At 63.3% G+C, this 20,592-nt stretch carries 24 protein-coding genes, 1 tRNA gene and 1 pseudogene; 11 read left to right on the top strand and 15 right to left on the bottom strand.

The window, feature by feature from the left end:
• Nucleotides 1–3: 3 nt before the first annotated feature.
• From JSE7799_RS11270 to JSE7799_RS11215, 12 genes are all read right to left on the bottom strand, one after another.
• On the bottom strand, nucleotides 4–1,323 hold the full coding sequence (locus JSE7799_RS11270) for an ATP-dependent DNA helicase (RefSeq protein WP_055663685.1): 1,320 nt from the start codon (nucleotides 1,321–1,323) through the stop codon (nucleotides 4–6).
• Nucleotides 1,320–2,069 carry a hypothetical protein gene (locus JSE7799_RS11265; RefSeq protein ID WP_055663684.1) on the bottom strand — a complete coding sequence of 250 codons (750 nt, stop codon included), beginning with the start codon at nucleotides 2,067–2,069 and terminating at the stop codon, nucleotides 1,320–1,322. Before JSE7799_RS11265 ends, JSE7799_RS11270 begins: the two co-directional genes overlap by 4 nt.
• The gene (locus JSE7799_RS21755; RefSeq protein ID WP_055663683.1) at nucleotides 2,066–2,863 is read right to left on the bottom strand and encodes a hypothetical protein; all 798 of its coding nucleotides are present in this window, start codon (nucleotides 2,861–2,863) and stop codon (nucleotides 2,066–2,068) included. Before JSE7799_RS21755 ends, JSE7799_RS11265 begins: the two co-directional genes overlap by 4 nt.
• Nucleotides 2,860–3,075, bottom strand: coding sequence for a hypothetical protein (locus tag JSE7799_RS11255; RefSeq protein ID WP_055663682.1), 216 nt, complete (start codon nucleotides 3,073–3,075; stop codon nucleotides 2,860–2,862). The genes JSE7799_RS21755 and JSE7799_RS11255 overlap by 4 nt, the downstream gene beginning before the upstream one ends.
• 11 nt (nucleotides 3,076–3,086) lie before the next feature.
• On the bottom strand, nucleotides 3,087–3,314 hold the full coding sequence (locus tag JSE7799_RS11250; RefSeq protein WP_055663681.1) for a DUF6511 domain-containing protein: 228 nt from the start codon (nucleotides 3,312–3,314) through the stop codon (nucleotides 3,087–3,089).
• A gap of 140 nt (nucleotides 3,315–3,454) precedes the next feature.
• The gene (locus JSE7799_RS11245; RefSeq protein ID WP_055663705.1) at nucleotides 3,455–3,685 is read right to left on the bottom strand and encodes a hypothetical protein; all 231 of its coding nucleotides are present in this window, start codon (nucleotides 3,683–3,685) and stop codon (nucleotides 3,455–3,457) included.
• Between the two features lie 79 nt (nucleotides 3,686–3,764).
• On the bottom strand, nucleotides 3,765–4,541 hold the full coding sequence (locus JSE7799_RS11240; RefSeq protein ID WP_055663680.1) for a hypothetical protein: 777 nt from the start codon (nucleotides 4,539–4,541) through the stop codon (nucleotides 3,765–3,767).
• 22 nt (nucleotides 4,542–4,563) lie between these two features.
• A complete protein-coding gene (locus JSE7799_RS11235; RefSeq protein WP_055663679.1) occupies nucleotides 4,564–5,421 on the bottom strand; it encodes an ATP-binding protein in 858 nt (285 codons plus the stop codon).
• A gap of 104 nt (nucleotides 5,422–5,525) precedes the next feature.
• Nucleotides 5,526–6,008: a hypothetical protein gene (locus JSE7799_RS11230; protein ID WP_055663678.1), complete on the bottom strand. Its 483-nt coding sequence runs from the start codon at nucleotides 6,006–6,008 to the stop codon at nucleotides 5,526–5,528.
• Nucleotides 6,009–6,043: 35 nt separating this feature from the next.
• Nucleotides 6,044–6,403: a hypothetical protein gene (locus JSE7799_RS11225; RefSeq protein WP_055663677.1), complete on the bottom strand. Its 360-nt coding sequence runs from the start codon at nucleotides 6,401–6,403 to the stop codon at nucleotides 6,044–6,046.
• Complete coding sequence (locus tag JSE7799_RS11220) at nucleotides 6,397–6,663, bottom strand: helix-turn-helix transcriptional regulator (protein ID WP_055663676.1); 267 nt, start codon at nucleotides 6,661–6,663, stop codon at nucleotides 6,397–6,399. The genes JSE7799_RS11225 and JSE7799_RS11220 overlap by 7 nt, the downstream gene beginning before the upstream one ends.
• A gap of 203 nt (nucleotides 6,664–6,866) precedes the next feature.
• On the bottom strand, nucleotides 6,867–7,550 hold the full coding sequence (locus JSE7799_RS11215) for a hypothetical protein (protein WP_055663675.1): 684 nt from the start codon (nucleotides 7,548–7,550) through the stop codon (nucleotides 6,867–6,869).
• 116 nt (nucleotides 7,551–7,666) lie between these two features.
• Between JSE7799_RS11215 and JSE7799_RS11210 the strand changes: the two genes are divergently transcribed.
• The 11 genes from JSE7799_RS11210 (at nucleotide 7,667) to JSE7799_RS11160 (ending at nucleotide 18,838) form a co-directional block, all read left to right on the top strand.
• Entirely contained in the window at nucleotides 7,667–8,344 is a 678-nt protein-coding gene (locus JSE7799_RS11210) for a LexA family transcriptional regulator (RefSeq protein ID WP_055663674.1), read from the top strand.
• 20 nt (nucleotides 8,345–8,364) lie between these two features.
• The gene (locus JSE7799_RS11205) at nucleotides 8,365–9,693 is read left to right on the top strand and encodes an AbiJ-related protein (RefSeq protein ID WP_055663673.1); all 1,329 of its coding nucleotides are present in this window, start codon (nucleotides 8,365–8,367) and stop codon (nucleotides 9,691–9,693) included.
• A gap of 315 nt (nucleotides 9,694–10,008) precedes the next feature.
• Nucleotides 10,009–10,461, top strand: a complete 453-nt coding sequence (locus JSE7799_RS11200) for a DUF2924 domain-containing protein (RefSeq protein WP_055663672.1) — start codon at nucleotides 10,009–10,011, stop codon at nucleotides 10,459–10,461.
• Nucleotides 10,458–11,783 carry a recombinase family protein gene (locus tag JSE7799_RS11195; RefSeq protein WP_055663671.1) on the top strand — a complete coding sequence of 442 codons (1,326 nt, stop codon included), beginning with the start codon at nucleotides 10,458–10,460 and terminating at the stop codon, nucleotides 11,781–11,783. Before JSE7799_RS11200 ends, JSE7799_RS11195 begins: the two co-directional genes overlap by 4 nt.
• A complete protein-coding gene (locus JSE7799_RS11190; protein ID WP_055663670.1) occupies nucleotides 11,780–12,172 on the top strand; it encodes a ParB/RepB/Spo0J family partition protein in 393 nt (130 codons plus the stop codon). The genes JSE7799_RS11195 and JSE7799_RS11190 overlap by 4 nt, the downstream gene beginning before the upstream one ends.
• 172 nt (nucleotides 12,173–12,344) lie before the next feature.
• Complete coding sequence (gene dcm, locus JSE7799_RS11185) at nucleotides 12,345–13,577, top strand: DNA (cytosine-5-)-methyltransferase (RefSeq protein WP_055663669.1); 1,233 nt, start codon at nucleotides 12,345–12,347, stop codon at nucleotides 13,575–13,577.
• Nucleotides 13,570–14,025 carry a very short patch repair endonuclease gene (locus tag JSE7799_RS11180; RefSeq protein ID WP_055663668.1) on the top strand — a complete coding sequence of 152 codons (456 nt, stop codon included), beginning with the start codon at nucleotides 13,570–13,572 and terminating at the stop codon, nucleotides 14,023–14,025. Before dcm ends, JSE7799_RS11180 begins: the two co-directional genes overlap by 8 nt.
• Complete coding sequence (locus tag JSE7799_RS11175; RefSeq protein ID WP_055663667.1) at nucleotides 14,022–15,929, top strand: DEAD/DEAH box helicase; 1,908 nt, start codon at nucleotides 14,022–14,024, stop codon at nucleotides 15,927–15,929. Before JSE7799_RS11180 ends, JSE7799_RS11175 begins: the two co-directional genes overlap by 4 nt.
• The gene (locus JSE7799_RS11170; protein ID WP_055663666.1) at nucleotides 15,926–16,363 is read left to right on the top strand and encodes an EcoRII N-terminal effector-binding domain-containing protein; all 438 of its coding nucleotides are present in this window, start codon (nucleotides 15,926–15,928) and stop codon (nucleotides 16,361–16,363) included. Before JSE7799_RS11175 ends, JSE7799_RS11170 begins: the two co-directional genes overlap by 4 nt.
• A 47-nt stretch (nucleotides 16,364–16,410) precedes the next feature.
• Nucleotides 16,411–17,979 (top strand): ATP-binding protein, encoded by a 1,569-nt coding sequence (locus tag JSE7799_RS11165; protein WP_222101752.1) that lies wholly within the window; start codon nucleotides 16,411–16,413, stop codon nucleotides 17,977–17,979.
• Complete coding sequence (locus JSE7799_RS11160; RefSeq protein WP_055663704.1) at nucleotides 17,969–18,838, top strand: HNH endonuclease; 870 nt, start codon at nucleotides 17,969–17,971, stop codon at nucleotides 18,836–18,838. Before JSE7799_RS11165 ends, JSE7799_RS11160 begins: the two co-directional genes overlap by 11 nt.
• A gap of 272 nt (nucleotides 18,839–19,110) precedes the next feature.
• Here the strand turns inward: JSE7799_RS11160 and JSE7799_RS11155 are convergent.
• From JSE7799_RS11155 to JSE7799_RS11145, 3 genes and pseudogenes are all read right to left on the bottom strand, one after another.
• Nucleotides 19,111–19,200: transfer RNA gene (locus tag JSE7799_RS11155), tRNA-Ser, on the bottom strand.
• Between the two features lie 307 nt (nucleotides 19,201–19,507).
• Nucleotides 19,508–19,732 (bottom strand): annotated as a pseudogene (locus JSE7799_RS11150) (ATP-binding protein); the annotation flags it as partial.
• A 163-nt stretch (nucleotides 19,733–19,895) separates the two neighbouring features.
• Nucleotides 19,896–20,592 (bottom strand): IS1380 family transposase (locus JSE7799_RS11145; protein WP_144431669.1); only part of this gene is annotated, 697 nt, incomplete at its 5' end.

Below are 20,592 nucleotides of genomic sequence, written 5' to 3'. Positions count from 1 at the left end.
CCCTCAGGCCAGAAGGACGAGCCCGCGCTCGGCCCGGGTGATCGCGGTGTAGAGCCAGCGGCGCCGGTCGATCTCGGTGCGGCCCAGTCCGTCGTCCCAGACGATCACGTTCTCCCACTGCGACCCCTGGGCCTTGTGCGCGGTGATCGCCCAGCCGAAGGTGGCCTCGGTCAGCAGGCGCTTCTCCTTGTAGTCGCGGTCATGGCGCTTGTCGTCGTAGGCGACGTGGTCCTCGAAATGCCCCTTGTAGATGCGCAGCCGGCCCGGACGCCCGTCCTCATAGGGCTCGCCGATGTGGCGCCCGTCCTCGTCATGGACGACGGCGGAGAAGTAGAGGCTGCCCTCGTCGACGATGTCCTCAAGCGTCACGAACATCCCGTTGATCAGCCCCAGATCGTTCTGGTTCTTCAGACAGATGATCTTCTCGGCCGGTCCCGTGGGCAGCCAGGTCCCGCCGAGCCCCGCGGCCGCGCGCATGGCGTTGTTGATCTGCAGCCGCGTGGCGTTCAGACCGCAGATCAGCTGGCCGCCGCGGAGCGCCTGTTCCGGCGTAATGTCGCCCTTGCGGAGCTTGGCGACATGGTCGTCGTAGACGCCGAAGCCGATGGGCCGGCCCTCGCGCGCCATGGTGGCGAGGCGGATGATCGCGCTCTCGGCCGCCTGGCGGTGGATCTCGGTCAGCATCACGTCCGGCTCGTCGCGGGTGAAGGCGCCTTCGCCCCGGATTGGCGGCAGCTGGCCCGGATCGCCGAGGACGAGGATCGGTTTGCCGAAGCTCATCAGGTCGCGCGCCATCTCCTCGCCGACCATCGACACCTCGTCGAGCACGATCAGCCGGGCGTCGGCGGCGTCGCTCTGCGGGTTCAGCGCGAAGCGCGGGTGCTTCATCGCCGAGAGCCCCTGGCGCATCGCCTCGATCGCGGCATCGGCCGTGGTGCGCGCGAACCCGGTGAGGCGAAGCGCGTCGCGCTCGGCCACCGCGATCTTGCGGGCGGCCTCCTCGATCTCCTCCTCGGTCGACTCGATCACCGAGTAGATCAGGCTGTGGATGGTGCGCGCCGGCGTGCCCTTGCGGGTCAGCACCAGCGCGGCCTTGCCGGTGAAGGTGGCGGTGACGACGCCGGGGACGCACCGGCCGTCCTTCGCGTTGCGGTGGGGCGAGAGACCGAGCTCGTCGAGCGCGAACTTCAGCACGGTGGTCTTGCCGGACCCGGCAAAACCGAAGAGCCGAAACACCTGCTGCTGCTCCGTGCGGGTCTCGAACCACTCCCTGATCTCGCGGATCGCGGCGGCCTGCGTGGCGGATGGGGTGATCTCGGTCATGAATGGGGTGCCTCCACTGCGTAATCCTTGACGATCCCGCCGCGGTTCGGATCGCCCACCTCGCACTGGCGGACGAAGACCCGGCGCCCGTCGGCGAGCTGCCGCCAGTGACCGCGGCGGATGTGCCAGCGCGGGCTGGCGTGACTGCCGCCCTGCGGCGGAGTCGCCGTGCGCAGGCGGGCCGGATCGATGGCGACCTGCCGCCAGACCCATCCGCGCACGCCCTCGCGGGACAGGCGGGACCGTTTCGCGAGCGACACCTTGCGGTCGCGAATTTCAGGTGAGGCGCCGAGGATGGTCAGCGCGCGCCAGACGATGCCGGCGGCGACTTCGCCGTGACCGCGGACCGTCTCGTCGCTCCGCTCGGCGGGGTTGCCCTCGATCTCCGCCTTTCCGTCCGGATGCATCCAGATCCGCACGAGGCAATCCGTCCAGCCGCGCGGCGCCCGCTTGCGCATGAGGAACGTGGCCTTGACGATATCACCGTCGGCGCGGGCGCAGACGATCAGGCCCGAGGGAGACGCGCGCTGCTCGCGCACCTCGAAGATCACGGACGGATGCGGCAGCCGAAGCGGACCGGTCAGCACCTTGGCCATCGCGCGGTCGACGATATCGCCATCGAAGGCGGCCTGATCGTCGAAGAAATAGATCGGCGCGAACTCCGCCGCTCCGAGCAGGTCGGAGCACCAGAACCGCTCGCGATGCGCGCGCACGATCCGCTTGAGCTCATAGGCGTCGGGGATCATGACTGCTCTCCCCAGCATCGTTTCGCCCAGGCGCAGGGGGCGTGCCACTTGCCGGCCGCCATGCCGCCGCGGCAGAGGACCGCCGTGGGCTCGGCCGCGTCGCGCGGCAGCCATTCCCCCGCCTCGGATGCCTGCACCACGGCGACGGCGCGATCAGACATCTCCTGCGCGAGATGCGCGTCGAACGGCACGAGCTCGGCGTGCAGCTCCATCGTGTCGCGGTTCAGCGCGGTGAAGAGCGCCGGCGCTGGCAGCTCCATGTAAGCCTGATAAAGGGCGATCTGCGCCGCATACACGGGGCGCGCGAGGCTGACGCCGCGCTTGACCACGTCCTTCCAGCTGGCCGCGCCGAGCGCCTTGTTTTCCCAGAGCGCGGGATAGTCCATCGCGACGGGGCCAGAGACGAAGCAGCCGTCGATGTGGCCCTTGAAGCGCCCGCCGAGGGCTTCGAACCCGAACTGGCGGCCGTCGGGGCGTTCGGTGTGCAGGTCGAACCCCGCGATCCGGAACCAACCGGCGACGATGTCCTCGGCCCGGTGGCCCGCCTCGAAGATGCGCAGCGTGCGCGGCGCGAACTCCTGGCCCTCGTCCTTGGGCACCGCGAGGAAGTCGCACTGGATCTGGCGCAGGCAGTCGCGACCGAGACCCGAGGAACTGACATAGGTGCGCGGGCGCTCTGCGCGATGGCGCGCGGACAGCGCCGTGTCGATGGCGGCGGACACGGCCTGCGCGATGGGCGGGCGCGGCGCGCCGGCGCCGTAGAGGAAACCCGAGCCATGGTTGAGGTCGATCATCGCTCGCGCTCCCAGAAACCGCCGGCCTGCGCGATGCAGGCCAGCTTGTGGAACTGCGCGTCCGTCAGCCGGGCGCCGTCGCCGAACCGCTCGAGCTTCTCGCGGAGGCTGTCGCAGAACTCGATCTCGAAGTCGGTGACGGCGTTCTCGGTGGCCGCCTCGAGCAGGTGGGTCCAGCTGCAGGACGTGGTGTCTTCGTTCAGGTCGATCATCGCGCGCCCCCTCAGAACGGAATGGGGTCGTCGAGGGCCGTGCCGATGCGCTCCTTGCGCGCGGCCTGGTCCTGCATGCTGTCGATGTAGCCGGTGACCGCCGCCTCGATCAGGCGGTCGATGTCCTCGGCGCTGCGGTGGAAGAAGGGCTCCATGAGCCCGAGGTCGGTGAGTGCTTCGGCGAAGAGCGTCCGCGCATCGCGGATCGCTTGTCGCTCACGCGCTGTCTTGTCGATCATGCCGTTGTTCCTTTGGGCGATGGCGCTGCCCACGTCCTGACAGCGGCGCGAGCAGAAGCGGTGGTAGGGTTGGCGATCCCAGCGAAGGCCGTGGCAGTAGCCGAAGCCGCGCGCCTCGCGGGCGCAGACGGCGCAGAGCGCTACCCGAGCAAGAAGGTCGCGATCGGGTCCTCGGGCGGCCAGCCCGCCCTCTGGAGCTTTTCGGACTGGAGCACGATCCAGCGCGAGATCGCGTTGCTGGCCATGGCTTCGAGATCGCCGAGGCCGAGGCTTGCGATGGGGGCGTGCAGTCTTCCTCGGGACTCGAGCCATCGTCCGATCTCCAACGCCGCCTCGCGCGTCACATGCGCCTGCCATTCATCCGGGGTCATCGGCCCGGCAGGATCGCGCCGGGCCTCGGGCAGCGGCGAAGGCCGGTTTGACCTCCGCCGCCGCGCTGCCGACCGCGCCTCAGCCATTGAGCCAGGCGGGCATGCCGGTCGCCGGCGCTCCGCCCGGCGCGGACGGCGGGGACGCGGGCGGCTGCTGGGCGGGCGGTTGCTGCGGGGGCTGCTGCGGAGCCGGAGCCTGCGCGCCCCAGGCCGGAGCCGCCGCCGGGGCTTGCGGCTGCGCGCCCCATGCCGGCGTGGGCGCCTGCCAGCCCGGCGCCGGCGCGCTCGCGGCCTTGCGCGGCGGGGCGTTGACGGGCTCGGGGGGAACGGCTTCGCCGCGCATGATCGGTGCATGCTGCGGCTCGTCGGGCAGAACGACGTTCGCGATCCGGTTCTGGTCCCGGTACTGGGGGTTGGAGGCGGGCTCCACCATGATGCGCGCGGCGAAGACGATGCCGTCGAGATGCTTGAGCCCGGGCAGCACACGCTTGGCCTTGGCGTCGGGGCTCTCGTCCCTGGGATCGAGCCCGAGAGCGCTGTCGACCATCGCCCGAAAGGTGGATTTCGAGATCTTCCAGCCGATCGACTGGCCCTTCTCGTCGACCTTGCCGCCCGCCACGGTGAAGCTCTGCCAGAACTTCCGTCGGGCATGTGGCCCCTCGAGGATGGTGAACTCGCAGTCCAGCATCTTCGCGTCGCTCGACTGCGAGGCCTTCAGGAGCTTCGTGTCCATCGGGGTGGCGCCGTCCACACCGCCGGGGCGCACAGTCAGGCGGACCTTGGCGAAGGCGCCGTCGGGGATCAGCTCGCCGATGGGGGCCATCTGCGGCTGGGCGTCGTTGAGATCGTAGCTCATGGATCTGTCCTTTGCGTCTGGATCAGGAAGGGGTGGCGGTGTGGGCGGGGGCGCGGCCGTCGATCTTCGCGATCAGCGCGCCGAGATCGGGCGCCTCCGTCGTGTCGAGACGACCGGAGCGGTCCTTGGCGGGAAGGCCCCAGGGGTTGCCTGAGCGGCAAACGAGCCGGCGCTCGGCGGAGGTCTCATCGAGGGTCCAGTCGCCCTTGGCGTCGCGGCCGAAGAGCTGCATGGAGACCACCTGGTCGACGATGCCCGGCAGCTCGCGCCCGGCTTTTGTTCCCTCCATCTGCGGCTGCCAGGTCGTCGCGCCGAACTCGTCGGTGACCTTCTCGAGCACGCCGACGAAGATCACCGTCTTCCCGCGGGCATGTTGCAGATGCTTCAGCGCCTGGATCACCTCGCGCCCCAGGAGCCCGTAGGCGCCGCGGACATCGGGCTTGCCGGTCCGCTCGGAGAAGGCCTCGGGCTGCTGGCGGGCATAGGCCATGGCCTGCCGCGTCAGGTCGGTGATCGAGTCGACGAAGACGATCCGCTTCCTTGCGAGGAAATCCTCGATGCCGGTGCCGAGATACTGCTGCTGCAGCCAGGCGTGATACTCGGCGCCGTACCAGGACTTCGGATGCTGGGCCGGATCGTGCCCGCCGATCAGTACGGCGAGGTCGCGGAAATCGGTGAAGCTGCGCACCGGGATCGAGTCCCCGCGCCAGTCCTGCACCGACTTCATGCCGGCCTCGAGGTCGAGGCAGACCGTCTCCTCGGCGGGCAGCGTCTTCAGGAGCGTCGTCTTGCCGACGCCGGGCGGGCCGAAGATGGCGAGGGACGTCTTGTTCTCGACGGCCGAGAGCCGTTCGTCGGCGGTGATGATGCGGAAGGCCATGGGGTTCTCCGGAAGTTGCGTTCAGGGTGCGCGGCGGCGGGGGTGACCGGGTGCCGAAGGGGAACCTGCCCGGCGTTGCCGACCGGGCGTCCCGCCGCCGCGCGTCACCGGTCTCGAGCCTCGAGCCGGAAGACAGGTTTGCCGGTGGTCTCGCTGCGCGCGTCCGCGAAGCCCTCGCGCATCGCCGCGGGCCAGGCGCCGAAGCGCCGCTCGGGCACGCGGTAGGCGATCTCGAGATACTCGGTCGGATCGTCGCCGGCGGCGCAGATGCGCTCGGCCATGGCAGCGAGCCGATCCTGATCCCACGTGACCTTCTTCGGCAGGTCGGCGACGATCACGACACCCTCGTCCTCGACGCGCACGGTGCCGCAGGTCTTGCCCTGCGCAGCCCGCTCGGCCGCGACGGCGGCCTCGTAGCGTTGCGCAATCCCGGCCTCGAGCCGGTCCCGCAGCCGCTTCACGCGGGCGGTTTCGGCGAGCGCCGTGGTCTGCAGATCCAGCAGCATCTCGGGCGGCAGCGCCGCGATGTCGCCGAGGGCGAGACCTTCGAGATCAATGAGGCGGGGGGCATTGTCGGGGTGCGGCATGGCGGGGTCTCCGTTGGAAGGGAACGGCAAAGCCATCACGCGGCGCGCTCTTCGAGGAGCAGCGCCGAGAGCGAGGCGTTGGCGGCTCTGGGTCTGGGTCTGGGTCGCGCGACGGCGATGTAGGCGAAGCAGTCGGGGCCCACGCGCTCCTGCACGAGGTGGACGAGGCCTTTCTCGAATGCGCCCAGCGCGGCCTGACCGAGGTCGGCGAGCTGGCAGCGCTCGGGCTCCGGCAGGGTCGAAATCACCGGCGTGACATCGATCCCCAGAAAGCCGCGGTGATACTCGATCCGGGCGCCAGCATCGGCCTGAGCGATCCAGGCGTAGAGTTCGATATCGGTGAGCTTCGGCGTCGCCACGCGGGCGCCGATCGGGGTCGCGGCGACCATCAGCATACCCGTGCGGCCCGCGCGCGGTCCGCGGTCAACCGACGGGGCGAATGACCGGCGCGCGCGACCGCCTCGCTGATCTTCAGGGCGCGCTGAAGCTGGCTCTGCTCGAAGGCTTCGATGTCGGCGAGCCGGTAGAGCACGCGACCGCCGAGCTTGAGGAAGGCCGGCCCCTGGCCGTTGTAGCGCCAGCGCTCCAGCGTCCGGTGGGAGATCCCCCAGCGCCGGGCCAGCTCCTTCTGGTTCAGGCAATGCCTCTGCAGCATCGGTGTCTCCTCTCGTGTCGTCGTTGAGGAGACAGTGCGCAATTACGGTGTGGGATGTCGTGGGGACTGGCGGGGGATACGGAGGGGGATCAGGCGGTCCTTGCAGGACTGGCGTTTAGCGGCCGGCGGGGCGCCGTCATCCCCCACCATCCCTCACTCGTCCCCCTCCCGATCCCACAGGGGACCGGGCGGAGGGGGATCCGTCAGTCGAGATTCAGACGGTAGCCGCCGCGCCGGTCTGAGCGGATCAGATGCCGCCAGTCCTTCTGCGACTTGAAGACGTCGGCCATGCGCAGGCTCTTCGAGCCAGCGCGCGACAGGATCGCCTTGCCGTTCTGCCAGGGCGCCCCGGCCTGTGCCGCTTCGTGCAGCGCGCGCACGACTTCCGCCTGGATCGGGCCGAGCTTGAACCGGCAGCCGTTGCAGCGAACCTCAAGGTAGTCGGCCGAGTGGATGAAGGTGGCCTCCTCCATCGGCTGTCCGCCCGGCGTGAACCCGGTCTCGATCTCGAAACGGTCGCGCTCATCGCGCCTTAGCAGCAGGTCGCCGATCATGACGAGGACGGGCTTCGCATCGCCCCAGGTCTCCGCGTAGTCGGCCCTCGGCGCTCGAAAGCTCTCGAGATGCACCTCGCCGCACCGGAAGAGCTGGAACACGTCGCGGGCATGGAGGTCGAGCAGACCGCTGTAGTAGCTCTGCTCCCACGGTATCTTGAAGGGCTCGCCTCGCGTGTCCTCGTCGATGTCGCCGAACTCAATGGGCGCGCCGAAGACGCGCACCGACAGACGCAGCTTGTCGTTCTCCGCGAGGTAGATCAGGTCGGCCTCGGTGATCTGCCACCGCTCGAGGATCTCGGGGAGCGTGAAGTACGATTTGTCGATGTGCATTCACTGCCCTCCGCACCGATTCCCGTGTAAGATGTTTACCTTCTGTTCTTATTCGCTTGACGGGCTTCGATCAATCCGATTTTATCCTATTTCATCCACAGATGGGTGGGGATGACATGACCGAGCACCACACGCTTTCCGACCGCCTCAGAGCCCGGGCCAACCAGCTAGGCATCAGTCCCGCCCACGTCGCCGAGATGGCCGGCGTGAACCGTTCGTTCGTCTACGACATCCTCCGTGGCCGTTCAGCCCGCCCTGGCATAGACCGGCTGGCCGAGGTCGCCCGCGTGCTGAAAGTGGATCGCGACTGGCTGATCCATGGCATCGGCGAGGTGGAGGGGAAGCCCCCCTTCCTGGACAATCCTGACGACGCCTTCGTGGCCATCGCCCATGCCACCCCGCGCCCGGCAATGGGCGGCGGAGCGGTCGTGACCGAGGACGGCGACACGCCCGGTCGCGTCTACCACTTCCGCCGCTCCTGGATCCGAAACAGCCTCAAGGCCACTCCGTCGCAGCTGCGCATCATGCATGTCGAAGGCGACAGCATGGCGCCGACGCTGCTCAGCGGCGACGCCGTGCTGGTCGATATGACCCGCCGCGCGCCCAACCCGCCGGGCATCTTCGTTCTGGACGACGGAATGGGGCTGGTCGCCAAGCGGCTCGAGCACATCCCCAACAGCGACCCGCCCGCGGTGCGCGTCATCTCCGACAACAAGCACTACCCCGAATACGAAAGAACGGCCGACGAGATCCACATCGTCGGCCGCATCCGTTGGTTCGCGCGGGAGTTATAGCTGTGGCAGGTGACGGAGATTTGGATGATCTGTTCGAGCTGGCGGGCTGCTGCTTTCGGGATGCCATGAGGGCCGTCGATATCGAGGCATTCTTCTCCAGACGCGACATCCCACTTGCAGAAGGGACCAGCAAGAAGACTGTTGCCCAGAATACGCTCGCAAGCCTTTCACGAACAAAGGCGCTCGAGTTGGTCCTCGAGTTTGCGCGAGAACGGCGGGATATCGGCCTGCAGGACAGGGTGTACATCCTGCAGGACAAGGACCAGCCTGAGATCTCCGCGATCACTCGCGACCGGGTGGCCGATCGCCTTGGTGCAGGGATCCATGGACAAGGCATTCGTCCGGACGTGATCGAGGGGCTATTCGATCTGAGTTCGCCCGTCGACTTTTTCGATGGCCCCACCAAAATCGACGATCTCAGACAACACGCGACTGGCTCGGATCCGTTGTGGAACGCGAAGGAGGTCTTCGAATTCATCGGGGCAATAACATGTCCTTCGAGGAGGTTCGCGCAGCTGATCGAGACCGTTCTGGATCCCCGGTTTCGTGATGCCGACGACCAGGCTGCGCTGGCAGCGGACTTGACCCGCATCCTGCAGCTCGATGGTTACGAGGTTGCTCAGACAGGAGAGGTCTCGGGCCGCGCAACATTCTCGGTACGCCCCGTTCGCCGCGGCGTCGACGGGCGGCCGAAGAACCTGATCTTCGCTTCCAACGGACCAAAGCCGAGGCTCGGGTTCTCGGATGCGATCGACAACGAAGTCGTCGTGCTCGAGCATGCCGACAGCTGCCTCATTTACGAGCGCACCATCGGCAATGGATTGTCATGGCTCGATCTGGCCCGTTGGTGGATGGAGCAGAACGGGATAGTCGACCTCGCCGAAGCGCGCATCAGCCTCGGACGGCGTCTACTTGAGTCGCTTGACGACGGTCCCGAGCGGGCGTTCTTCAAGGCATATTTCAACAATTTCGCTGAACGACTTGGAGACCGGCTGCCGGCGCTCATCCCGCAGGTCTACCTGCACTACGATCCGGAGATCGCGAGGCGTCTCGCTGACAAACGCGTTCTGTTCCGGCAGCGCATGGACTTCCTCATGCTGTTGCCGGGCCGACAGAGGATCGTCCTCGAGATTGACGGCAAGCACCACTATGCGAACGGCGAACGCGCCGATCCCGGCCTGTACGCCGAAATGGTTGCGGCTGATCGCAACCTTCGCCTTCGCGGCTACGAGGTGTTTCGGTTCGGTGGCTCGGAATTCTCTCACCCCAAGGGATCGATGCAGGAATCTGTCGACAAGCTTGTGAAGTCATTCTTCGAGGAGCTGTTCGTCGTCCATCGGTTAGGATAGCGCATCCCAGGAACACCGCAGAGTTACGCAGCACTCCCCTAAGCATCTGAAAGTAATTGTTTTCGAGAGCCGGGCGGATAGCGTTTCTCCCATGCAAAACGCGCCGACATATCCGCGGCTGGGATCGAACCCGCTGCCACCCGACCAGATGACTCCCGCCGAGCGCCGCGCAGAGTTGTGCGGCCTGCTGGCGCTTGGCCTGGTTCGACTGATGCTGCGCGAGCGCGGCGAAGCTTCTGACCATACTGGAGAAATTCGCCTACACTCTCCGGCCGACCAATGCCGTCATGCAACTCCAACTCACCGGAGAACCGCATGACGACCCACGATCCCATCCCCGCGCGCCTGGCCGCGCTCAAGACCGCGACAACGCCGGAGCTGAAGGCGCAGTGGCGCGAGCTGTTCGACAGCGAGCCGCCGCCGTTCAACCGCCGCTACCTGGAAAGCCGACTGGCCTACCGCATCCAGGAACTCGCCTATGGCGGGCTGAAGCCCGAGACGATCCGGCGGCTGGAGCGGCTGGCCGAGGAACTCGACGGCGGCGACCGGAAGAAGAGTCGGATCCGCGCCGACTCCATGCCCATCGCCGGCACCCGGCTGATCCGTGAATGGCAGGGCGTCGAGCATGCCGTCACCGTCACCGCGGACGGCTTCGAATGGCAGGGGCGGCCCTACAAGTCTCTGTCCGCCATCGCGCGCGCGATCACCGGGACGCGCTGGAATGGCTGGGTGTTCTTTGGCCTCAAGAACCGGAGAGCGCGGACATGACAAAGGCCCCTGCGAAATCAGGAATGATCCGGAAGCAGCGCTGCGCGATCTACACGCGCAAGTCTTCCGAGGAAGGGCTGGAGCAGGAGTTCAATTCGCTCCACGCCCAGCGCGAGGCCTGCGAGGCGTTCATCGCCAGCCAGCGCTCCGAAGGTTGGGTGCAGGTCCGCGATCAATATGACGACGGCGGGATCTCGGGTGGGACTCTGGAACGGGCCGGCCTGAAGCGACTGCTGGAGGACATCGAGGACGGGCTTGTCGACGCGGTCGTCGTCTACAAGATCGACCGCCTCAGCCGGTCGCTGGCCGACTTCGCAAAGCTGGTGGAGGTGTTCGACCGTAACGGGGTGACGTTCGTCTCCGTCACCCAGTCGTTCAACACGACCACGTCGATGGGGCGGCTGACGCTGAACATTCTGCTCTCGTTCGCCCAGTTCGAACGCGAGGTGACGGCCGAGCGCATCCGCGACAAGGTCGCCGCGAGCCGGAAGAAGGGTATGTGGATGGGCGGGGTGCCGCCCTACGGCTATCGGGTCGAGAACCGGAAGCTCGTCGTCGACGACGAGTACGCCAACCATGTCCGCTGGATCTTTGCCCGCTTCCTCGAGATCGGGTCGGGTACGGAACTGGCGCGGGAGGTCGCCAAGCGCGGGATCCGCACGCCGCGCGGCAACCGGATCGACAAGAAGTACCTCTACCGGATGCTGAACAACCGAACATACATCGGCGAGGCGGTCCACAAGGGCGACAGCTATCCCGGCGAGCATGATGCGATCATCGACCGCGAGACGTGGGACCGCGTCCACGCCATCTTGCAGGAAAGCCCGCGCAAGCGAGCCGCGCGCACCCGCGCCGATACGCCCGCGCTGCTGAAGGGGCTGCTGTTCGGGCCCGATGGCGCGGCATTCTCGCCGACCCACACCCGCAAGGGCGACAGGCTCTACCGCTACTATGTCAGCCAGACCGTGTTGAAGCACGGAGCCGGGGCTTGCCCCGTGGGCCGGGTGCCAGCGGGCGAGATCGAGGCCGCCGTTATAAACCAGCTCCGCGCCGTGTTCCGCCAGCCGGAGATTGTTGCGGGGACCTGTAAGGCGGCGCGTGCCTACGCCGAAGACATCTCCGAGGCCGACGCACGCGCGGCCTTGCAGCAGCTCGACCCGCTGTGGGACGAACTGTTCCCCGCCGAGCAGGCGCGTATCGTGGCGCTGCTGGTCGAGCGCGTGGACATCGGTACGGACGGGCTCAACGTGCGCCTGCGCGTCGACGGACTAAGCGGCCTCGCGCGCGAGATGCTGGCCGGCAATATGGGCGCAGCAGCATGACGCGCGGAGCACCGATCAAAGAAACCTTGACGCTGCATGTCCCGTTCCGCGTCGTGAAGCGCGGCGGGCGGAAGGAAATGCATTTGCCGGAAGGCGCCACGCACTCGCGGCGGACCGACAACACGCTGGTCAAGGCGCTGGCACGCGCCTTCCGATGGAAGAGGATGCTCGAAACCGGGGAGTTCGCCACCATCGCAGAGTTGGCCGAGCGCGAGGGGATCGCACCCTCCTACATGACCCGCGTCCTGCGGCTGACCCTGCTCGCCTCGGACATCGTCGAGGCGATCCTGGACGGGAAGCAGGGGCCGGAGGTGACGCTCGCGCAGGTGCTGGCGCCGTTTCCCGTGGAGTGGTCAGAACAGCAACAATTCTTCGCAAAGTCGAGGTGAACGGCCCCTAGTGGCAAGTCAGCCTGAAGCGTCGAGCGATGGTTCTCCGCTTCCCCCGCATCTTGGGCGGCGCCGATGCAGAAGCCCATGATATGGTTAGCGTTCTCTTGATGTTCTTTTGCAAGCATGGCAGAATGATTCCCAGCAAAACAAAGCACAAAGGGGCCGGGCGGTGACAGAGTTCTCCAGACTTCGCAAAGAGGCGGGCCTCAGTATTCCCGATGCAGTTGAGGCGCTTGGCTACTGCGAGCGGACGATCTACCGGTGGGAGACTGGTGACAGTGCCCCGCGCAAAGCAGCTCTGGAGATGCTCCGTCAGGTCGCGCGCAACAAGCCGCCTCTCTCCCATAGCTTCACCTTTATCGATCTGTTCGCGGGCATCGGCGGCCTGCGGAAAGGCTTCGAGCCCATCGGCGGCAAGTGTGTCTTCACCTCTGAGTGGGACCGCTTTAGTGTTGCGACCTACCTTGCCAACCACGCATGCGACCACGAGGTTGTAGGCGACATCACCAAGGTGCCGGCAGGGGAGATACCATCGCATGACGTGCTGCTTGCTGGATTCCCGTGTCAGCCGTTCTCGCTCGCGGGCGTGTCGAAGAAGAACGCGCTTGGCCGTCAACATGGTTTCCGCTGCGAGGCGCAGGGTACCCTATTCTTCGATGTCGCAAGGATAATCGAGCATCACAGGCCGAAGGCTTTTCTGCTCGAGAACGTGAAGAACCTTGTCAGCCATGATCGCGGAAGAACGTTTGAGGTAATCAGGAAGGCACTGACTGAAGAACTGGGTTACCACGTTCAGACGCGCGTGATTGATGCAAAGTCTCTCGTACCGCAGCACCGCGAGCGCATCTTCATCGTGGGCTTTAGGGAAGAGAATGATTTTGACTTCGACGGGCTCGCGCTGCCCGACCGTGACAAGGGGCCCCGCCTAGACTCCATCCTGCATCCGGAAGATGGCAGCGAAGATCCTGAGGAGCGCTTTACGGAAGGCGCCAAGGCCCGCGTGCTGCCCAAGTATACGCTTTCAGATCATCTATGGGGATATCTGCAGAACTATGCAGAAAAGCACCGGGCGAAAGGTAACGGGTTTGGGTTCGGTCTTGTTGACCGGTATGATGTCGCAAGGACCCTATCGGCAAGATACTACAAGGATGGCTCGGAGATCCTGGTCCGGCAGAGAGGACATAAGAACCCACGCAGGCTTACCCCGCGTGAATGCTCACGGCTCATGGGTTTTGACAGACTCGGCGAGCAGCCTTTCGCTATTCCAGTGTCGGACACCCAAGCCTACAAGCAGTTCGGCAATGCCGTAGTTGTGCCCGTCGTGGAGGCGGTCGCGCGTCATATGGAGCCTTTCCTTCGTCAGGACATCGCGTCACCACGAAAGGTGAAGGAAGTTGCCTGACATCGTCGATCCGGAGACACGCAGCCGGATGATGTCCGGCATCAAGGGGAAGAACACGAAACCGGAGCTCATGGTGCGCAAGGCGTTGCATGCCCGGGGGTTTCGATATCGGCTGCATGACCCGAAGGTGGCCGGAAAGCCCGATATGGTCTTCCCAAAATTGAAGGCCGTGATCTTTGTGAATGGCTGTTTCTGGCACGGCCACGATTGCTACCTTCACAAACTGCCAGCGACCAGAACGCAGTTCTGGAAGGCGAAGATCGTAGGAAACCGTCAGCGTGACGACACTGTGCGCAAGACTCTGCGAGATTCGGGATGGCGGGTTCTCACGATCTGGGAGTGCGCTTTGCGTGGCAGGGAGAAGATCGGACTAGATGCAGTTGTCGACCGCGTTGTCGGATGGCTTCCCAGTGATGCCGACAGCACCGAGATACGAGGCTCGGCATGAGCGCATGGGCGCTTGAAGGGCAGACCCTGGTGTTGAGGGGAAATGGTGTCGACGCAGTGCCGACTGCCGAGGAAGTCTATTCATCCGTTATCGAGGGATCGTCGCCCTGGCCTGATGTTCCGCCAGGCAAGACTGGCGAAGCGAGCAGCCTAAAGTTCAGCCGCTATCCTGCCGAAGTGTATTTGGTGATTGAGGATCGTGCCGAAGGCGAGATGCCAGCCACAATACTGATGGCGCAGCCGCAGTCTGGTAGTGGCTTTCGTATATCAGCTGAGTTGCTCAGTGTCGGTCACGTTGTCGAGGCTGGAACGTGGTTCCCTCTTACTCCATCCAGCGTTTCGACCATCCTCGACCTACTCCGTGAGGGGGAAGTGGACGGGGTGGGCGTGGTATCGTCTTTCAGGGGCCTTCTCGCGCTCAAAAAAGCCGCAGCCAACGGAGAGCCGGTTACTGATCTGACGTCCTCAGATCGGCAGAGCGCCACGCGCCTTTTTCGGGGTAGCGACGAGGCCCCGGCAGGTGTCGACGCAAAGCTCTACACCTACCAGATTGATGGCTGGAGGTGGCTTAGCTTCATTCTTCGCGAAGAACTTGGCGCCCTGCTTGCCGACGAAATGGGTCTTGGAAAAACCCTGCAGGTCATCAGCGCCCTGCGCGATCCGGGCACCGGTAGCAAAGTGTCCCGATCACTAATCGTGGCGCCTGGATCGCTTCTCGAGAACTGGAAAAGAGAAATCGACAAGTTCTGTCCTGATCTGAGTGTTCTCAAGCATCAGGGCAGCATGAGAACCGGGCGGCCCAAAGATCTCGAGAGGTACGATGTGGTCGTAACTTCTTACGACACCGTCGTCCGCGACCTGTCGCTGCTTAAGATGATCGACTGGTCCGTCGTGGCACTCGATGAAGCGCAGAACATCAAGAACCCGAAGGCCAAGCGGACGCTGTCAGTCAAGCAGTTGCCACGGTCTGCGTCCCTCGCGATCACGGGTACGCCGATTGAGAACCGGCTCACTGATCTATGGTCGATCATGGATTTTGCGCTTCCGGGATATCTCGGCAGCCTGAAGGAGTTCAGCGAGACATATGATAACCACGTCGGCGCTGCAGCGAGCATCGAGCCACTGATCTCTCCGCTCATGCTCCGTCGCAGGGTCTCAGAGGTCGCTAGTGACCTTCCCGAACGCATCGACATACCGGAGATTATTGAACTCTCTGAAACAGAGGCTGAGGAGTATGACCGGATCAGACAAGCCATCTTGGACGAGTATGGCCAATCCGCGACGCTGGTCTCCCTGACGAAGCTTAGGCAGTTCTGCGCACACCCGGGTCTGCTGCCGGATCACGATCCTGAGAATCTCCCGGAAGAGTTCGTGAAGTTCGCGCGGCTACTGGAGATCATTGAAGAGATCATTCAGTGTGGCGACAAGGCAATCATCTTCACTTCCTATACGAGTATGGCTGACAGGATTGCGACCGCTGTCCGGGATCGTTTTCGTGCGTTCGCCGAAGTTCTTGACGGGCGGACACCCATTGATGATCGGCAACCGCTGATTGACAAATTCAGTCAGGAAGGGGGGGCCGGCGTTCTGGTTCTCAATCCGAAGGCTGGCGGCGCCGGTCTGAACATCACCGCAGCCACGCATGTGATCCACTACAATCTCGAATGGAACCCGGCGCTTGAAGACCAGGCTTCGGCACGCGCTCATCGACGGGGCCAGACAAGGCCAGTGATGGTGCGACGTCTGATCTGTGAAGGAACGGTCGAAGAGATCGTTGAGGAAAGGGTACAGCGTAAACGCCGGATATCGGAGACCGCCGTGGTCGGCGTTAGCGGCGCCGAGGGGGAATACGCTGACCTCATGGCGGCCCTTGCGCAATCACCAATGCGAAGAGGAGATTCATGACTTTTGAGACACGCTCCATAACTAAGGTTTTGAGTGCAAACGACACCGGTGAAACCGGCGGACATCAGGCTGGTATTCTCGTGCCGCGAGAGCGGCGGCTACTTTCGTTCTTCCCCAGCCTAAATGAAAAGGATTACAACCCAAGGGCGCATCTGAAATTTGTGGACGCCTCGGGGCTTGAATGGGAGTTCGCGTTTATTTATTACAACAACAAGTTTTTTGGCGGAACGCGAAACGAATATCGCCTTACTCGAATGACTAGGTTTATTCGAGAAGCAGGGCTCGCCGCTGATGACGAAGTCATACTGTCTCGAAGCGAAGCGGATGAGTACAGTATCGATTTTAAGAGGAAATCCGAAGCAAGACCGGATGAGAGGGGCGTTCTCAAGCTGGGCTCGGGATGGAAGATAGTTGATATGGAAGGGAGGCGATAATGTCATCAGAGGTAGGAATTGAGTCGGTCCCTGATCCCGGGAGGACCATGGAAGGCCTCAGGGATACCGGGTATGAATTTGAGACGGCAATTGCGGATCTCGTTGACAACTCAATTGCTGCTAATGCCGATGTTGTCGACATTCGCATCAATCAGGACTTCAGAGGTAACGTCCGGGTCTCGATCGCAGACAATGGTGAAGGCATGGACCGTGATGGACTGGTTGATGCCATGCGCTACGGCTCGCCGAAGCGTTCTGATCCTGCAAGCCTCGGGAAGTATGGGCTCGGCCTGAAGACAGCATCAACAGCCTATTGCCGCAGGCTGTCCGTGATATCCCGCAAGGATGGCTCCGCCGCTCTTCATATGGCCACATGGGATCTCGATCACGTGATGCAGTCACAGAAGTGGCTTCTGTTGATGAGTGATGAGCCCGACGAAGAAGCCGTAGAGCATCTGAACGAGGTCGCGCCAGAGAGATCGGGAACAGTAGTTGTGTGGACAAAGGTTGACCGTCTGCTCGGCAACTATCAGGACCCGGGCGGCAAACCTGCTCAGAAAGCGCTCGCAAAGAAGGTGGGCGAACTGAACGAGCATCTTGCTGAAATCTACCAGCGTTTTCTGGACACCAAGGACAAGCGTGCCCGTAATGTGAAGATCACGCTTAACGGAGAAGACGTTAAGGCATGGGACCCTTTTCAGGCGGGGCTGTCCGAGCTTGTCGCGGCAGAGAGTATTCCGACAGAGACGGAGAGCGGCGCTGAAGCCGAGTTCACGGTCAAGGCATACATTCTCCCACGCCGGGAGGAGTTCCCAAGTGATGAGCAGGCAAAGGCTGCGAAGCTGTCATCGGATCGTCAGGGAATTTACATCTATCGCCAGGACCGGCTAATCCACGACGCCGACTGGCTTGGTATGTTCCAGAAGGAACCGCACAGCACCCTACTACGCATCGAATTCTCTTTCGATCACAGACTTGATGAAGCCTTCCATCTCGACATCAAGAAGTCGCAGATCATCCTAAATGATGATCTCTGGACCTGGCTGAAGGATCAGTTCCTGCCCGCACCTCGTCGAGAGGCTAACCGACGGTATCGAGAGGGTCAGAAGAAGGATATCAACAAGAAGAGCAAAGGCGCGCACGACGCGAGCAACAGGAATATCGGCAACAAGGAGGCTGAGGTCGGCGGGGCCGAGGTCAATGTCACTGACCCCAACACCGGTGACGTGACGGTCGTAAATTCTCGCGGAAAGTTCAAACTGAAGCTTCCGATAGGTGCTGCTGCCAAGCCCGGTGAGGTCTTCATCCAGCCCGCCGATGATGTGAGCGATGGTCTGCTCTTCGAGCCCGCGATTATCGAGCAGCACAAGGCGGTCAGGATCAACACAGACCATCCATACTACCGCAAGGTCTACGTCCCAAACCTAAATACCAGCGTTACCATACAGGGGATGGATTCCCTTTTCTGGGCGTTGTGTGTCGCCGAACTCAGCGCGACAACGGACAAAACTGCTGAGAACTTCAGTGACATGCGTTTCGAGGTGTCACGTATCCTCCGTAAGCTCGTGGAGAGCCTGCCAGAGCCGGTGACGGACTCGGATGCCGATGTTGCATGATCCCCGTGCAATTGGATCGATTGTCAGCCTCGAAACTGGACTGGATTTCGAGACTAGCTCCCGTAAGGATAGTGACGGGTGCCAGATCATCTCGCTAACGCCGGCGGGCCACAACCCTGCCCATACTTTCGGGATTGATGTCGAAATTGGGTGGCGGCGACTTGAACTGAGCTTTGTTCCCGGGAAATTCGCCGGGCCGCTGCTGCAGGCGATGTCAGAGGCTGATGACTCGGGGCGGGCTGTGTTCAGGGCCGTCCTTAGGGACTGCGAAAGCCAGGGCGCGAAAGTCAGCTTTAAACTGAACGGAACGGAACAGCGCTATGGTGAAGAGTCCATCTGGGACGCTACATGGCGGCGGTTATCCTTTCAGCTAAGCAAGGGGAACCTCGAGTTGGGTACCGAGGATGGCATCCCGGACTTTGAAATCGTTCAGAGCTGGACCACGCGCTTCGCCGCCGCAGTCATATCGCTGTTGCCACTAGAGCAACATGAGGCGGAGGAGCTTGAGGGATATCCCGAGGGCGCTGTCCAGAAGGTGGAGGTAAACCGCTACGAGCGGGACAGGCGTAACCGTGCGGCTGCCCTAGCGATACACGGTAGCGCCTGCCTTGCCTGCGGGATGGACTTCGGAAGAACATACGGCCCTCACGCGGACGGGTACATCGAGGTCCACCACGTTGTGCAGGTCAGCCAGCTGGGGAGCAACTACGTGATCGATCCGAAAGAGGACCTCGTTCCACTCTGTCCAAATTGCCATGCCGTGGCCCATCGAAGAAACCCGCCATTCACGGTCGATGAGATAAAGGGCCTTCTTCGGCTTGGTACTGGTGATCCCTCACGTGTGAGCGAAGTAGGATGACCTGCGAACGTTCGATTTCCGTTCCATCTCGCCGAACGCGACACCAGTCGAAGTGCTCAGGATATCCTGCCGCAACGTTGTTGTTTTACAAAGCCTTACAAACAATTCACCAAATAGGCGCAGTCATGAGGTCCGGAGAATAACGGCCCGGAGAGACCGATTCTGAGCCTCCTGGCCACGTGGCCAGTGCTCAGCCCCTCCCACATAACCCTCGAAAACAACGGAAAAATCCGGCCGCAGCCGGATGGAGAGAACGCTTTCGCGAGGGCAAGTGGCGGACAGGAAGGGATTCGAACCCTCGAGACGGTTTCCCGCCTACGCACTTTCCAGGCGCGCGCCTTCGACCACTCGGCCACCTGTCCGACGGTGGTTCTATGGAAGGTGAACCGGGTTCGCAAGAGGTGCGGCCAACATCTTGACCTGAAGCGATGCCTTTTAGCGAAAGCTTTTGCACCTTCTGGAATACAAACAGTTGCTTCGCAGCTTGAAGCTAAGCTTTGAGTTGGACCGTGGTGACGCTCGGAACGCGCCGGGTGATATGGCGCGACAACCGGGGCAGCGGGATTACCTAGGTCTGCGGCATCGAAACATGAGCCTGTTGGATGTCACGGAGAACTGACCCAGCATTGTCACCGAGATCTGACCCGCCCGGTAGTTATGGTTGTTGGTTCATGATGGGGTCAATACTGCTGTCTCCTTCCGTTTCTTCTTCGCTGTCTCGGAGCTTGCCTTGAAGCGGTAGCTGTCGTTTCCGGTCTCCAGGATGTGGCAGCGATGGGTGAGGCGATCGAGCAAGGCTGTGGTCATCTTGGCATCACCGAAGACGCTCGCCCACTCGCTGAAGCTCAGGTTGGTGGTGATGACCACGCTGGTGCGCTCGTATAGTTTGCTAACCCGCATAATTCATGAAGCTGCGGACTTGTGCTCCGTGGGATGGTTTCCCCGGTCTCGGTTTTCTTGCGCGCACCCGGTGTTTGCGTCCGGTTGGCAGGCCGGCCGGTGACTTGGGTCTTGGGTGGTGTGGATTGATGTTTCGGGATTTGTCGGGGCGCTTGCGTCAGGCTGTTTTCGGTGGGGCGAGGGCGTCGAAGAGAAGGAGGAGAAGTCCCTTTCGGGGACACGAAGCCGGCAGGGTCACGATGATCCGGGTCTTCTTTTCGACGATGGTGGCGGCCAGTTTGACGAGATGCAGCCGCAGCGTGTCGAACTGGGCGCGGCGCCATGGTGAGCGCTTCGGGCAAGCCGCGCGAAGCTTCCACCAGACCCAGTAGGCGCAGCCGTGCAGCATCAGGCGCATCTGGTTGGCGTTCGCCTTTGAGCACGACGTCCGGTTTGCTGCGAGGTGGGCCTTCCACGCCTTGATGTGGTTCTCGGCCTGGCCGCGAGCGGAATAGAGCTTCTCGTAAAGGTGCTTACCGCGACCGCCCTCGAGGTTGGTGACGATGTAGCGGGTGTCCTGCCCCATGGGGCCAACCTCGACGCGGGCGATGACGCGGCGGGGTTTCGACCACGAGCGGGCTGCGTAGGAGAAGGTTTTGAACCGGCGCAGCTTCTGGCCCGGCGTTCGGGCGTAGCGCGCCGCTGTCGATGCCTCCAATGCCGAGATGTTCCGCGCCAGACGGCCGTTCTTTGACAAACCAAAGATATAGCGCAGCCCGAGCCCGTCACACAGGTCCAGAACCTGCGGGGTGCAGTAGTGGCTGTCGGCTCGCAGCAGGATTTCTGTCTCGGGCCAATGCCTGGCAATCTGCCGG

It is taken from the genome of Jannaschia seosinensis (genome assembly GCF_001408515.1).
Classification (GTDB): Bacteria; Pseudomonadota; Alphaproteobacteria; order Rhodobacterales; family Rhodobacteraceae; genus Jannaschia; species Jannaschia seosinensis.
This window is presented reverse-complemented; position numbering and strand designations above follow the sequence as displayed.